The organism is Candidatus Pantoea bituminis, from assembly GCF_018842675.1.
Classification (GTDB): Bacteria; Pseudomonadota; Gammaproteobacteria; order Enterobacterales; family Enterobacteriaceae; genus Pantoea; species Pantoea phytostimulans.
Genome location: NZ_JAGTWO010000004.1, coordinates 1,846,875 through 1,860,325 on the forward strand (window position 1 = coordinate 1,846,875; position 13,451 = coordinate 1,860,325).

Here is a 13,451-nt window from a genome sequence, read left to right on the forward strand (position 1 = left end):
TAATGAAAAAATCAATACGCTGTTTCTCGCTCTGGGCATGATGACGTCGGTATCCGTTTTTGCGCAAGACAGCCTGCGTTACGGTCTTGAATCACAATATCCTCCCTTTGAAAGCCGCAATGCACAAGGCGAACTTGAAGGGTTTGATATCGAATTAGGTAACGCGATCTGTAAAGCGGGCAACTTTAACTGTCACTGGGTTGAAAGCAGCTTCGATGCCTTGATTCCGGCGCTGCAGGCGAAAAATTTGATGCGATCAACTCAGCAATGAACATCACCGAAGCGCGGGCGAAAAATATCGATTTTACCCGCCCCATTTACCGCATCCCAACGATGTTAGTCGGTAAAGAAGGGCAGAAAATGGAGCCAACCGCGGCAGCGCTGAAAGGCAAAAATATTGGTGTGTTGCAGGGTTCGATTCAGGAAACCTATGCCAAGAAGCATTGGGAATCGCAGGGCGTTACTGTGACCGCGTATCAAGATCAGAACCAGGTTTATAACGACATGGTCGCGGGCCGTTTGGATGGCACACTGGTGATGTCAGCTGCTGGGCAATCGGGCTTCCTCGACAAGCCGCAGGGCAAAGGTTTCGCTTTTATCGGCAAGCCGGTAGAAGATGACGCTATCCTGGGCTCCGGCATTGGTTTTGGCCTGCGTAAAGGCGATGCCAACCTGAAGCAGAACCTGGATGCAGCCATCGCTAAAGTCCAGAGTGATGGCACGGTGAAGAAGCTTGCCGAAAAATTCTTTCCCGGCATTGATGTTAGCGTGAAGCAGTAAATTCAACATCGGGCGCGTCTGCGCCCGATTGCTTTTCCTACCGTGCCGCCAGATAACACAATTTTTCTGCCACCTGATACGATTTCACAAATGACGTAATCGGTAAAAACTCGAAGCGGGAATGGAAATTGTGCGCGCCGGTAAAGAAGTTTGGCGTCAGTAAACCCTTGGCGGACAGTGCCGCGCCGTCGGTGCCGCCGCGCATAGGTATGACCTTCGGTTCAATATCCAACGCTTCCAGCGCGTTAAAAATCAAATCAATCGCTCGACGATCGTCGCCCAGCGCATTAGAGATGTTGCTGTAGGTATCACTGATCGTGATGTCAACCTTGCCGGTTGGGTAACGCGCCGCAATGTCTTGTACAACCTGCTGTAAACGCTGTTTGCGCAGCGCAAAGTTAGCCAGATCAAAATCACGAATTGAGGCTTTCATGGTCGCCAAACTGGCGTTAGCGTGAATTTCATTGAACCAGATATAGCCTTCACGGCCTTCGGTATGCTCCGGCGTTTCTAGTCGATCAAACTGGCTAATAAAGTCGTGCGCCATTAACAGCGGATTCACCAGCACGCCTTTGCCGGACATCGGATGTGCGGGGACACCGGTGAACGTAATTTCCGCTGCGGCGGCATTGAAGTTTTCATATACCACTTCGCCAAGTTCGCAGCAGTCGATGGTCCAGGCAAAATCTACGTTGAACCGCTGCTCCAGATCCAGCGCTTTAGCGCCGCGCAGACCAATTTCCTCATCCGGCACAAATGCCACCACGATGTCACCGTGATCGCCTTGCAGATTTTCCATCAGCGTCATCACTACGGTAACGGCAGCTTTGTTGTCGGCACCCAGCACGCTGGTGCCGTCGCTGAAGATAATCTCCTGACCGATATAAGGCGCAATTTCAGGGTGTTCATCTCGGCGTAGCCAGATATCTTGCTGCGCATTCAGACACAAATCTTCACCTTGCCAGGTCAGTATCTGTGGATGAATATCGGGCGACAGCCCAACATCAACCGTATCGATGTGGGTGATAAAACCGATGCGCGGTGCGTCAGGACGATTACCCGGCTTCACGGCGGTCACCGTGGCGTGTTCATCTATCACCACGTCCTGTAATCCCAACGTCAGCAGCTCATCCGCGAGCAGTTTTGCCATCGTGTGTTGGCTTGGCGTGCTCGGTAATGTGGTGGATTTGGCATCGCTTTGGCTGCTTACTGCCAGGTAGCGAAAAAAGCGTTGGGTTAACTGCGTCTCAAGTTTGCCGGTCATCACTAATCCTTATTGGTTCTGAGGTTCGCTAAGCTGCCGAATCGTGCTATCAATGAAGCATATGAATGATTCATTTAGTTATTCTGATCAACGGAAGTCAATAAAAAGCGAGAGTAATGATGAAAATGAAGATGGCCATGTTAGCGCTGCTTACCGCTGGGATAAGCATCACCAGCAGCGTTAACGCGAAAACCCTGGTTTACTGTTCAGAAGGTTCACCAGAGAATTTCAATCCACAGATTTACACCTCTGGCACCAGCGTCGACGCCAGCGCGGTACCGATATTTAATCGCTTGGTCGATTTTAAAACCGGCACCACTGAACTGGTGCCAAGCCTGGCAGAGCGCTGGGAAATCAGTCCAGACGGCACGGTTTATACCTTCCATCTACGCCAGAACGTTAAGTTTCACAGTAATAAATCCTTTAAACCAACGCGCGATTTTAATGCAGATGACGTGATTTTTTCGTTTATGCGCCAGATGGATCCCAAAAATCCCTATCACAATGTCTCTGGCGGCACTTACGCCAACTTTGAAAGTCTTGAGCTTTCGACACTGATCAAAAGCATCGACCGCGTCGACGATCACACCATACGCTTTACCTTGAACCACGCAGAAGCGCCATTTCTTGCCGATCTTGCCTGGTATTTTGCTTCCATTCACTCGGTGGAATATGCCGATAAAATGCTGAAAGCGGGAACGCCAGAAAAGGTGGATATGGACCCGATCGGAACGGGACCGTTTGAACTGGCGCAGTATCAGAAAGATTCGCGCATTCTCTATAAAGCCTTCCCCGATTACTGGCAGGGCAAAGCCAAGCTGGATCGCTTAATCTTCAGTATCACGCCGGATGCCTCGGTGCGTTATGCCAAGCTGGAAAAAATGAGTGTCAGGTTATGCCATTTCCTAATCCGGCAGACTTAGAAAAAATGCGTGAGAACGCGAATATCACGCTGGCTCAGAAAGCTGGATTAAACACCGGTTTCCTCGCGTTCAATACCACCAAAGCGCCTATGGATAACGTTAAAGTGCGGCAGGCACTGGCAATGGCAATCAATAAGCCCGCTATTATTGAGGCCATTTTTAAAGGCACCGGCACGGTAGCGAAAAACATTCTGCCGCCGGGCGTCTGGAGCGCGGATAAAGACCTCAAGGATTACGATTATGATCCCGAAAAAGCCAAGGCGCTGTTAAAAGAAGCAGGCATCAAACCCGGCACTGAAATTGCGCTATGGGCGATGCCAGTACAGCGACCTTATAATCCCAATGCGCGTCGTATGGCTGAGATGATTCAGGCAGATTGGGAAAAAGTCGGTATCAAGGCCAATATCGTCAGTTACGAATGGGGAGAGTACCTTAAACGTGTGCGCAGCGGCGAGCATCAGGCGGCCTTGATGGGCTGGACCACCGCGACCGGCGATCCAGACAACTTTTTTGGCCCGCTTTATAGTTGTACCTCTGCTCAGGGTGGCTCTAACTCCTCCAAATGGTGTTATCAGCCGTTCGAGAAGTTAATTACTGAAGCGCGTAAAGAGCCGGATCAGGGCAAGCGCACTGCACTTTATCTTCAGGCGCAGCAGATCATGCATGATCAGATGCCTGCCGTGATGATTGCGCATTCGACAATATTCGAGCCGGTACGCAAATCTGTCAGCAACTATGAAGTCGATCCTTTTGGGAAGCACATTTTCTATCAGGTAGACATCAAATAATGCCGCTTGCGGCAGGCCAGTTAACTCGCCTGCCGCAGTTGTGCATCCATCTCCGTTAAACGTTGCTGTAGGAACGTTAGGAACAGATTCAATGCCGCGCTGCGCTGTCGACCCGATACGGTTTGCAGCTGCAGCGTGCGCTGGCTAAGTTGATCAACACCCATTGAACGCAACACCAGCTGCGGCGTTTCTTGCCTAAACAACAGCGTAAAGGCGCTGCAAATCGTCACCGCCTGCGGCGTATGGAGCACGAAGTTGTAGAGGGTAGAAAAATAATCGCAGGTTAGCACCGGTTCAACCACGCTGCCGTTCATCTGACAAGAGAGATCAAACAGTTGGCGCACAGTGGTGTTTTGCCCCGGTAGCGCCAGCGGATAGTGACTTAAATCAGCCAGCGTGACCTGCCGTTTTGCCAGCGGATGTGTGGTTTGCATCGCCAGCAAAACCGGGGCAGGCCACGAACCCAAAACCTCAACACCCCGCTCAGGATGCAGACTAAATTGCAGCGCGACATCACATTCTCCGGCTCGCACCGCTTCCGCCACGCCCTGTGAATGCGTGACTTTCATAGCAAACAGCACGCTGGGATTAGCCAGCCTGAATTCCGCTAGCAGCCCCGGCAACAGGCTGAATGCCATTCCATCGGTACAAGCGATCCTTATTTGCGTGCGGCGCACCGCTTTCAGTCCTTTAATTTCAGCCAGTGCATATTCCATATCCAGCTGACTTTTCCGTACGTGATGCGCAAAGATTTCACCCGCTTCATTCAGCACCATGCCGCGAGCGTGGCGTTCAAACAGCGGTACGCCAACCTGCGCCTCCAGCCGTTGAATCTGTCGGCTGATTGCCGACACCGCGACGAACAGCTGTTCACTGGCGGCGCTCAAGGAACCCTGGTTAACCACGGCGAGAAAATAGCGTATTTCACTACTGAGCATTGCGTAACCTTTGTGTTCAGGTGCCTTAAAAAGGGGCATGCCTCTTAATCGGGCAAATAAGCTTTGTCTTAAAAGCAAAGCTTACTCGATAAATTGATGATTGTGGCAACGCTAATTTTTTGACAATTATAGGTTCATTATTAAGACAAAAAATGCAGGGCAAACATGACACAGCAACAGAGCGTACAGCAGGCCGTAGAACAGGCGATGCGTTATTTCGATAGTGGAGAATTTCAACAGCTTTTAGCACGCCGTATCGCCTGCGTAACAGAGAGTCAGCGTCAGGATCGTGACCAGGAATTAGATCATTACCTGCGCGATGAAATTGCGCCTCAACTCAAGGCGTTGGGATTTACTCTGCACTTCTTTGACAATCCACAAGCGGCTAATCGACCTTTCCTGATTGCTACACGCATTGAAGATGCTGCTCTGCCAACGCTGCTCTGTTATGGGCATGGCGATGTGGTATTTGGTGATGATGAAAACTGGCGGGAAGGTTTGTCGCCTTGGCAGCTCAAAGAAGAGGGCGATCGCTGGTATGGACGCGGCAGCGCAGATAATAAAGGCCAGCACTGCGTCAACCTGGCCGCGCTGGAGCAGGTGTTTTCTGCACGCGGCGGCAAACTGGGCTTCAACTGTAAAATCCTGTTTGAGATGGGTGAAGAGATCAGCTCACCTGGACTGGCAGAAATTTGTCAGGAGCAGCAAGAATTACTGCGCGCCGACCTGTTTATCGCCTCTGACGGCCCGCGCCTCAATGCAGTCCGCCCCACATTGTTTCTTGGTTCACGCGGCGCGGTAAACTTCCGCCTGACGATTAACGCTCGCGACAACGCTTACCATTCCGGCAACTGGGGCGGTTTGCTCAGCAATCCCGGCACGCAACTTGCCAATGCTATCGCCTCTCTGGTCAATGCTCAGGGCGTGTTACAGGTTGAGGCGCTGAAACCCAATTCTCTCACCGAGGCGGTACGTGAAATTCTCAGCGACGTTGAAGTGGGCGGTATGCCGGGCGATCCTGAACTGGCAGCCCACTGGGGCGAGCCAGGGTTATCTCCGACGGAGCGACTGTATGGCTGGAATACGCTGGAAGTGCTGGCGTATGAAACCGGCAATTTAGCGCGTCCGATGAATGCAATTCCTGGTAAGGCCACGGCGGTTTGTCAGCTGCGTTTTGTGGTGGGGACAGACTGGCAGAATCTGGTGCAGCACGTTGAAACGCATTTGCGCCAGCACGGTTTTGATAATGTCGATGTTGAGTTTATGCGAGGTTCACCGGCTACCCGTCTTGATCCTCTCAATCCGCTAGTTGCTTGGGCGCTGGAAAGTCTGGCTATTAGCAGCGGTAAAAAACCCGCGTTACTGCCCAATCTGGGGGGCTCGCTGCCGAATGAAGTTTTTTCCGATATTCTCGGTTTACCCACATTGTGGGTGCCGCATTCCTATCCCGCCTGCGGTCAGCATGGCGTGAATGAACATATGCTGAAGTCAATAGCGCGTGAAGGTTTGCAGATCATGACACGCCTGTTTTGGCAGTTAGGTGAAGAGGGCGAACAGCTGATAGCTCGCCATCGTGCTTATCAGGGCGGTGTAAAATGAGCAGTCTGGCCCAAGAAATGCCGTTAGCAAAACCGAGCCTGCATAAAACGCTGTTTGCGACCTGTATCGGTAATGCGCTGGAGTGGTTTGATATTGCGGTTTATGGTTTTTTTGCCAGCTATATTGCACACAACTTTTTCCCTACCAGCGATCCTTCAGTGTCCATGCTCCTGACTTTTGGCAGCTTTGGTGTCTCGTTTTTGATTCGTCCGTTGGGTGCCATTGTGCTAGGCAACTACGCCGATCGTCATGGGCGCAAGAAAGCCCTTTTGCTCTCCATCAATTTGATGATGCTGGGCGGCGCGATGATTACCTTTATGCCGAGCTATGCCACGCTCGGCTTGGCTGCACCGCTGCTGATTTTAATGGCGCGTCTTATTCAGGGATTCTCTGCTGGTGGCGAATTTGGCAGCTCAACGGCGTTTTTGGTTGAACACTTCCCGGAACGCAAAGCTTTCATCGCCAGCTGGCAGTTCGCCACGCAGGGCGCGAGTACCTTAATGGCGTCGGCGTTTGGCCTGGGATTAACGCAGCTACTGACAGAGGCGCAGATCCAGGATTGGGGCTGGCGAATTCCCTTTGCTTTTGGCCTGCTGATTGGTCCACTAGGCTGGTATATTCGCCGCAACATTCATGAACCTGCCAGCTTCGTTCAACAGGAGAAGCATGCAGCGCCGCTGAAAGCGCTGTTTGGCAAGCAGAAGTCGCTGATTACTCTAGCGATTGGCTTAATGGTGATTTCAACCGCCGTCAATTACATGCTGAACTACATTCCAACCTACGCCACGAAAACGCTGCATTTACCGGGATCGGTAGCGTTTAGTGCCACGCTGGTGGCAGGCATTATCCTGACGGTGGTCACGCCGGTGATGGGGTTGTGGGCGGAGAAAATTGGACGTTTACCCTTGATGTGGGGATCGCTGCTGCTGCTGATCATCACCATCTATCCGGCATTCAAAGGGATGGTGAATCACATCACGCCAACTACGCTCATTCTGTTGGTCGGTTGGATGGCGCTGCTGAAATCGATCTATTTTTCGACCGTGCCGTCGGTGATGGCGGATATTTTCCCGCTCACCACCCGCGCCAGCGGCATGGCGATCAGCTACAACGTGGCGGTAACGGTTTTTGGAGGTTTTGCACCGCTGATTTGCAGCATGTTAATCAGCAGTACCGGCAGCAGCCTGGCACCAAGCTATTACTTGATGGCCGTCGCGTTATTGAGTGGTTTGGCCTTATTGCGTAGCGGCAAGCGCGTGGCATAAAGAGATCGGGCCGCTGAAAAGAGCGGCCCGGCTTGCTATCTGAAACAATGTGAGCCGCAGTGCGCCCAAGTGCTTATTCAAGCAGGCGACCAGGGTGAACAAGCGACGCCAACGTCTCTGCGCCAATAACTATGATGGAGAATTAGGTGAATTGCAGATAGGCGACATGGGTCTGCAGATACTCTTCCAGGCCATGTTTTCCATCGGCTCCGCCGACGCCTGATTTCCGCCAGCCCGCATGGAAACCCTGCATCGCTTCAAAATTCTCACGGTTAACGTAGGTTTCACCAAACTTCAGCTTACGCAGCGCGTTCATCGTCGTATTGATATTTTGCGTGAAAATCGAGGAAGTTAAGCCATATTCGCAATCATTCGCCAGTGCAATGGCTTCATCCAGCGTTTTGAACGTCATGACAGGTAATACCGGGCCAAAGATCTCGTCACGCATGATCTCCATATCCTGGCGCACGTTAGTGATAATGGTTGGCTCAAAGAAAAACCCTTTATCGCCAGCACGTTTGCCACCCAGCACCAGGTTGCCGCCATCTGCCAGCGCATTAGCCACTTTTTGCTCAACGCGAGCCAATGCAGCGGAAGTGATCAGTGGCCCCATATCGATATCCGCTTTTTCGGCTGGATTGCCGAATTTAACCTCTTTAAAGGCAGCTGTAATGGCTGTTAAAAAGCGATCGTAGATGCCTTCCTGCACATAAACACGCTCCACGCAGTTACAGACTTGTCCGGTATTGATGACGCGTGAGCTAACAATCGCTTTTACGGCGATATCCAGATCAGCATCATCCATCACGATGGCGGGCGCTTTACCGCCCAACTCCAGCGACACTTTAGTGACGTTTTTGGCTGCCGCTTCCATGGTGGCGATGCCAGCACCGACGCTGCCAGTCAGGCTGACCAGGCCCACTTTCGGGTTTGCAGCCAGTTCCTGTCCCACTTCTGGGCCATAACCGTACACAAAGTTGATCACGCCGTTGGGTAATCCGATCTCTTGCAGAATTTCAGCAAAAATACCGGCATTGTTTGGGGTCACTTCGCTGGGTTTAATGACGATGGTGTTGCCGGTAATCAACGCCGGTGCGGCTTTGCGCGCAATCAAGAAGAAGGGAAAGTTCCACGGTAAAATACCGGTGGTGACGCCAATCGCCTTTTTGAACAGGAAAATATTCTCATTGGGACGATCGCTGTTAATGATTTCGCCTTCATAACGGCGCGCCCATTCCGCCATATATTCAAGATAATCGGCGGTAAACAACACTTCAGTCTGTGCCAGTCCTTGCGTTTTACCGCCTTCGGCCACAATGGTTGCCGTCAGTTCAGGCTCTCGCTTGCGAATAGCGGCCGCAATTTTGCGTAACCAAATACCACGCTCAACAGCGGGCAACGCTTCCCAGCCTGGCTGCGCGGCTTCTGCTGCGCTGATAGCTCGGCTGGCGTCGGCAGCACTGCCTTCAGGAATACGTGACAGCAATGCTTCGGTTGAAGGGTTGATAACTTCAATCCATTTATCGTTCTGGTGGGCGACAAATTCGCCATTAATATAATGTTGAAGATGAGTTGTCATTCGAAGTGCTCTCCGCTATCGGTACGTTACATTTATGTAAGCTAAAGGATGTAATAAGTGCAGCCTGAAACAGATCAAGGTGTAGCACCTTTTTCTGGTTGCCAGCGGAGAATCAGACATGGCAGTCAATCGCAGGTTGACGTGACCTTCACAGCAAATCTGCGAGTTTGTTGTAAAATAAAGGTGTTATACCTTAAATGATTCGCGCGCCAGGAAGGCGACAAGCTTGTGCTTTCTCATGTGATTACGCCGTCAGGTGACGGGGACAAACGAGGTGAATCAACGCATCTGCAGCGTAAAGCAGGTTGGATAGGGTGGTTTAAACGAGGGCGAGATCATGGCAAATGGTTGGGCGTCTGACGGCGCAGTGCAAGAACAGATCGACAGCACGGTGAATGATGAAATTAGCCGTGTCCGTCAGTCGCTAGGTCAGGGTGAAAGTGCCACAGAGTGCGAAGCTTGCGGCGAGCCCATTCCTGAAGCGCGACGTAAGGCGCTGAAAGGTGTGCGCTATTGCGTAGCCTGTCAGGAAAAAATGGATAAACAGCAGAAGGGCGCAGGACTGTTTAATCGTCGCGGCAGCAAAGACAGCCAGCTGCGCTAAAAGATCAGGAACCGGGCATTGCCAGACCGCTGCCGATGAACCAGGCGAGAAAGCCGACGCCTGCCACTATAATGGCGATGGGAAACAAAATACCAATTCTCATTATTTTCCTGCTATTCAGTGAAAAAAGCGATTTTATCACGCTAACTGCAACACTGCGCGATGGGTTTTCAGCAGGGTGAAGAGCTGAAACTGCGTCTCGTCATCCACCTGACGCAAAACGTCACCCTTCTGATAAGTAATGTGATGCACATGCCCTAACTGACGCCAGACCACAATGGCTGAAGCCACCAGCGCGCAGTTTTCCTCAATTTGAATACATTCCACCGTCGCGTAATGCGATTCATCAAGTCCATTGATAAATATTTTTACCGCTTCGGCAGGCAAAATCGCGCGAATATCATCCAGCATCACGCGGCTGACGGCGCGTGAGAGAAACAGCGTTAACCACTTCGTTGTCATCACAATCCCTGATATCGATGGATTTTCCCTGTTTATACGGCCTTGGCTGGGCAATGAAAAGCGTTCTTTGTCTCTTTGCCAATTTTGCTGATAGGGCGGCAATCAACACGAAAATGTGCTGCGCCACACAGCAATTCAGTAAAAAAATCATAATAATAAGCGACTTAACAGGTTGAGTGTCCGACTTTCCGACAAATGTGATTTTGTGATCTCTGACGGGAATAACAATTAAATATTGCCACTACGCCTTCGCCTTCGGCAGCCATTCAAAGGCTGATGAATTCCTGCAAAACGTAGACTGCGTGCTAAGCGGGAATCTTCGGATTTCTGTCGGCCTCAACCTTACGAAGGAATAACAATGAACAGTGCCATTATTGCAGGTATCTTCTGGCATTTTGTCGGAGCTGCCAGTGCCGCGTGTTTCTACGCGCCATTTAAACAGGTGAAAAGATGGTCATGGGAAACCATGTGGTCAGTTGGCGGCATCATGTCCTGGCTGATTTTGCCTTGGGCAGTCAGCGCCGTATTACTGCCAAATTTCTGGGCGTATTACAGTAGTTTTACTCTTTCACAGTTGATGCCGGTGTTTCTGTTTGGTGCGATGTGGGGCATAGGAAACATCAACTACGGGTTAACGATGCGTTACCTTGGCATGTCGATGGGGATTGGTATCGCCATTGGCATCACGCTGGTCGTCGGTACGCTTATGACGCCCCTGATTCAGGGCCGCTTTGGCGAGCTCTTTGCTTCAACGGGCGGGCTGCTAACGCTGTTAGGTGTGTTTGTGGCTCTGATCGGCGTAGCGATTGTTTCGCGTGCGGGTTTACTTAAAGAACGCGCACTGGGAATCAATGCCGAAGAGTTCAACCTGAAGAAAGGTTTAGTACTGGCTGTGATGTGCGGGATTTTTTCTGCTGGCATGTCCTTCGCCATGGACGCAGCCAAACCTATGCATGAGGCGGCAGGGCAATTAGGCATTGATCCCCTGTATGTCGCTTTACCAAGCTATGTGGTCATCATGGGAGGGGCGCCTTGGTTAACCTTGGTTTCTGTTTCTTCCGCTTGATGACCAAACCCGAGTTGTCGATACGCAAAGATTTTTCTGTGGCTAAGCCACTGCTGCTCGCCAACGCAGCTTTTGCTGTATTGGGCGGCACCATGTGGTATCTGCAATTTTTCTTCTATGCATGGGGCCACGCCAAAATCCCACCGCAGTATGACTATGTAAGCTGGATGCTACACATGAGCTTGTATGTGCTGTGTGGTGGCTTGGTTGGCCTGCTGCTGAAAGAATGGAAGTCAGCGGGGCGCCGTCCGGTTAGCGTACTGTCTATTGGCTGCGTGGTTATTATCATCGCTGCCAATATCGTTGGCTTAGGCATGGCGGTGTAGATCTCATATCCAGATGCATTACAGCGAGCCTTAACCGGCTCGCTTTATTGTTTTTCAGTATCAGGAATTTTAAGCGTGTGACGAGGCGAAAGAAAACGCTGGCGCCAGGCGCTGGGGGTTAATCCAGTATCTCGCGTGAATACCACAGAAAAATAGTTACTGTCATCAAAGCCGCAGCGCGCGGCCACTTCTCCGATTAAACAGTCTTGTGTACGCAATAAATACTTTGCCTGACACAGTTGCAGTTGGCGCAGGTAATGGCCAACGGTCATCCCGGTTTGCTGACGAAACAGCTGTTTTAGCGATCGCTCATTGAGTTGGTTCTGCTGACAAAACACGGCAAGGTCAAAGGGCCTGGCAACGGCACCTTGCAGTGCTGACATCAACAAATCGAGTTGTTCACCTTCAGGCAAAGCCCAAGGCCGATCAGCGGCATAGCCATGACGACGCAAAATGATGGCTAACTGAAGAAAAAGTGCTTCTGAAAGTTGAATGGAGAGAGGATCGGTTTTGCGGCTTTCCCGTTCAAGCTGACTAATCACGCCGCGCGCCAGCGCCATGCCGCGCGTGGTTAAGCGCCAGCATCCTGGCGCATCGTGACCTTGTGAAGGGATGAGTTGCTGCCAGTCCAGTCCCAAACCAAAGCGATCGCGACAATAGAGAATGTTATCCAGCACTAAATCGTTGACGCTGTCATAGCTGTGGCAATCATTATCTCGGATATAGAAAACGTCGCCGCAGGTGACTAACCAAGGTCGGTCATTCAAGACATGCAAGCCATTGCCTCGCCAAACAATGACAATTTCACTGAACTCATGCCGATGAGGGGAAATGAGGGTTGTGGCATACGTTCTGCCACCGCAACCGGGAGGTTAGGGGCAGGAAAATAATCCTCTCGGCTGAGTAACAACGTCATGGCTGGCTCCTCTATAACATCTGCTGGCGCTCCGCCCGTGGAGCACAGCCAAATTCACGCCTGAACAAAGTAGAGAAGTGATTGCTGTCACCAAAACCACATTGAAAGGCGATATCCGTAATGCGCATATCACTGTGACGCAGCAAGTGACGCGCTTGCAACAAGCGCAGCCGGTTGAGATAACGCTGCGGCGTACTGCCTGTTTGCTGCTTCATTTGCCGATGTAGCGTACGCAGCGAGAGCGAAAAACGATCCGCTATCTCATCCCATATGATTTCATCACTGTAATGATCGTTCAACCAGTCCAGTAAACGGTGTAAACGCGCCTCCTGATCCTGTGCATTTTCGTCACGGCAGGCTTCACGCAATAACACCAGCAGCTGCAAGAACAGTTGCTCCTGACGCGCTTGTTTTTCCAGTGACCAGGCCTGATCCTGGCGCATTTGTGCCACCACGTTCAACGCCTGCGCCATCACTTTATGATTGATGCGCCAATGTGATGAATATTGACCATCCTGGTCGCAGGGCAGCAGCGCTTGCAGGCCAGAGAGAAAACGAAACGCGCTGGGGCTGCGGTAAAGCACATTCGTCAGGCAAAGGTTTTCCGTTTGCTCATATAAGTGGCGATCGTGATCGCGGATAAAGCAGACGCATCCTGCACATAACGTTTGTGGCTGACCATTAAAGACATGAATTCCCGATCCCTGTTCAACCAGCACAATTTCGTGGAAATCATGATGATGCTCTGGAAAAGCCTGTTGCGGCACGCGAGGTTCAATCGCTATCGCGTAATCACCTTCAGGGAAAAAATCGGCACTGTGTAAAATGGTCATGGTCGCCTCTTATTATCGTTAACAAAAACGTAACCGAGTCTAAAGAGGACACCCAAACTCTACCTTGAATTTTTACCTTAACTCAGCAGGAATTATGCTGTTTATTTA

At 51.1% G+C, this 13,451-nt stretch carries 9 protein-coding genes and 4 pseudogenes; 6 read left to right on the forward strand and 7 right to left on the reverse strand.

Going from position 1 to position 13,451, the window contains the following annotated elements; genetic code table 11:
* The first annotated feature begins 37 nt into the window (after positions 1-37).
* Positions 38-780: pseudogene (locus KQP84_RS12440) on the forward strand (transporter substrate-binding domain-containing protein).
* A gap of 37 nt (positions 781-817) precedes the next feature.
* Here KQP84_RS12440 and pepT read toward each other — a convergent pair.
* Positions 818-2,044, reverse strand: a complete 1,227-nt coding sequence (gene pepT / locus KQP84_RS12445) for a peptidase T (RefSeq protein WP_215846772.1) — start codon at positions 2,042-2,044, stop codon at positions 818-820.
* A 119-nt stretch (positions 2,045-2,163) separates the two neighbouring features.
* On the opposite strand from pepT, the pseudogene KQP84_RS12450 reads away from it, so the two are divergent.
* Positions 2,164-3,755: pseudogene (locus KQP84_RS12450) on the forward strand (ABC transporter substrate-binding protein).
* A 20-nt stretch (positions 3,756-3,775) separates the two neighbouring features.
* Here the strand turns inward: KQP84_RS12450 and KQP84_RS12455 are convergent.
* Positions 3,776-4,693, reverse strand: a complete 918-nt coding sequence (locus KQP84_RS12455) for a LysR family transcriptional regulator (RefSeq protein ID WP_215846773.1) — start codon at positions 4,691-4,693, stop codon at positions 3,776-3,778.
* Positions 4,694-4,858: 165 nt separating this feature from the next.
* Between KQP84_RS12455 and KQP84_RS12460 the strand changes: the two genes are divergently transcribed.
* Complete coding sequence (locus KQP84_RS12460; RefSeq protein WP_215846774.1) at positions 4,859-6,292, forward strand: M20 family metallopeptidase; 1,434 nt, start codon at positions 4,859-4,861, stop codon at positions 6,290-6,292.
* Positions 6,289-7,557 (forward strand): MFS transporter, encoded by a 1,269-nt coding sequence (locus KQP84_RS12465; protein ID WP_215846775.1) that lies wholly within the window; start codon positions 6,289-6,291, stop codon positions 7,555-7,557. The genes KQP84_RS12460 and KQP84_RS12465 overlap by 4 nt, the downstream gene beginning before the upstream one ends.
* A gap of 142 nt (positions 7,558-7,699) precedes the next feature.
* Here the strand turns inward: KQP84_RS12465 and aldA are convergent, their stop codons facing one another.
* Positions 7,700-9,136, reverse strand: a complete 1,437-nt coding sequence (aldA, locus tag KQP84_RS12470) for an aldehyde dehydrogenase (RefSeq protein WP_215846776.1) — start codon at positions 9,134-9,136, stop codon at positions 7,700-7,702.
* A gap of 337 nt (positions 9,137-9,473) precedes the next feature.
* Here aldA and KQP84_RS12475 point away from each other — a divergent pair, with 337 nt between their 5' ends.
* Positions 9,474-9,740, forward strand: coding sequence for a DksA/TraR family C4-type zinc finger protein (locus KQP84_RS12475; protein WP_215846777.1), 267 nt, complete (start codon positions 9,474-9,476; stop codon positions 9,738-9,740).
* Between the two features lie 4 nt (positions 9,741-9,744).
* Here KQP84_RS12475 and KQP84_RS12480 read toward each other — a convergent pair whose 3' ends face one another.
* Together KQP84_RS12480 and KQP84_RS12485 are read right to left on the reverse strand one after the other, a co-directional pair.
* Positions 9,745-9,843, reverse strand: a complete 99-nt coding sequence (locus KQP84_RS12480) for a YoaK family small membrane protein (protein ID WP_008925225.1) — start codon at positions 9,841-9,843, stop codon at positions 9,745-9,747.
* A gap of 35 nt (positions 9,844-9,878) precedes the next feature.
* Entirely contained in the window at positions 9,879-10,202 is a 324-nt protein-coding gene (locus KQP84_RS12485; protein WP_215846778.1) for a hypothetical protein, read from the reverse strand.
* Positions 10,203-10,560: 358 nt separating this feature from the next.
* Between KQP84_RS12485 and rhaT the strand changes: the two are divergent.
* Positions 10,561-11,594 (forward strand): annotated as a pseudogene (rhaT, locus tag KQP84_RS12490) (L-rhamnose/proton symporter RhaT).
* A 44-nt stretch (positions 11,595-11,638) separates the two neighbouring features.
* Here the strand turns inward: rhaT and rhaR are convergent.
* A pseudogene (gene rhaR, locus KQP84_RS12495) lies at positions 11,639-12,510 on the reverse strand (HTH-type transcriptional activator RhaR).
* A gap of 11 nt (positions 12,511-12,521) precedes the next feature.
* Positions 12,522-13,343, reverse strand: a complete 822-nt coding sequence (gene rhaS, locus KQP84_RS12500) for an HTH-type transcriptional activator RhaS (RefSeq protein ID WP_215846779.1) — start codon at positions 13,341-13,343, stop codon at positions 12,522-12,524.
* Between the last annotated feature and the right edge of the window lie 108 nt (positions 13,344-13,451).

Excerpts from the sequence above, each read along its gene's own strand:
- pepT (WP_215846772.1), bottom strand. The coding sequence starts at position 2,044 with ATGACCGGCAAACTTGAGACGCAGTTAACCCAACGCTTTTTTCGCTAC.
- KQP84_RS12455 (WP_215846773.1), bottom strand. The coding sequence starts at position 4,693 with ATGCTCAGTAGTGAAATACGCTATTTTCTCGCCGTGGTTAACCAGGGT.
- KQP84_RS12460 (WP_215846774.1), top strand. The coding sequence starts at position 4,859 with ATGACACAGCAACAGAGCGTACAGCAGGCCGTAGAACAGGCGATGCGT.
- KQP84_RS12465 (WP_215846775.1), top strand. The coding sequence starts at position 6,289 with ATGAGCAGTCTGGCCCAAGAAATGCCGTTAGCAAAACCGAGCCTGCAT.
- aldA (WP_215846776.1), bottom strand. The coding sequence starts at position 9,136 with ATGACAACTCATCTTCAACATTATATTAATGGCGAATTTGTCGCCCAC.
- KQP84_RS12475 (WP_215846777.1), top strand. The coding sequence starts at position 9,474 with ATGGCAAATGGTTGGGCGTCTGACGGCGCAGTGCAAGAACAGATCGAC.
- KQP84_RS12480 (WP_008925225.1), bottom strand. The coding sequence starts at position 9,843 with ATGAGAATTGGTATTTTGTTTCCCATCGCCATTATAGTGGCAGGCGTC.
- KQP84_RS12485 (WP_215846778.1), bottom strand. The coding sequence starts at position 10,202 with ATGACAACGAAGTGGTTAACGCTGTTTCTCTCACGCGCCGTCAGCCGC.
- rhaS (WP_215846779.1), bottom strand. The coding sequence starts at position 13,343 with ATGACCATTTTACACAGTGCCGATTTTTTCCCTGAAGGTGATTACGCG.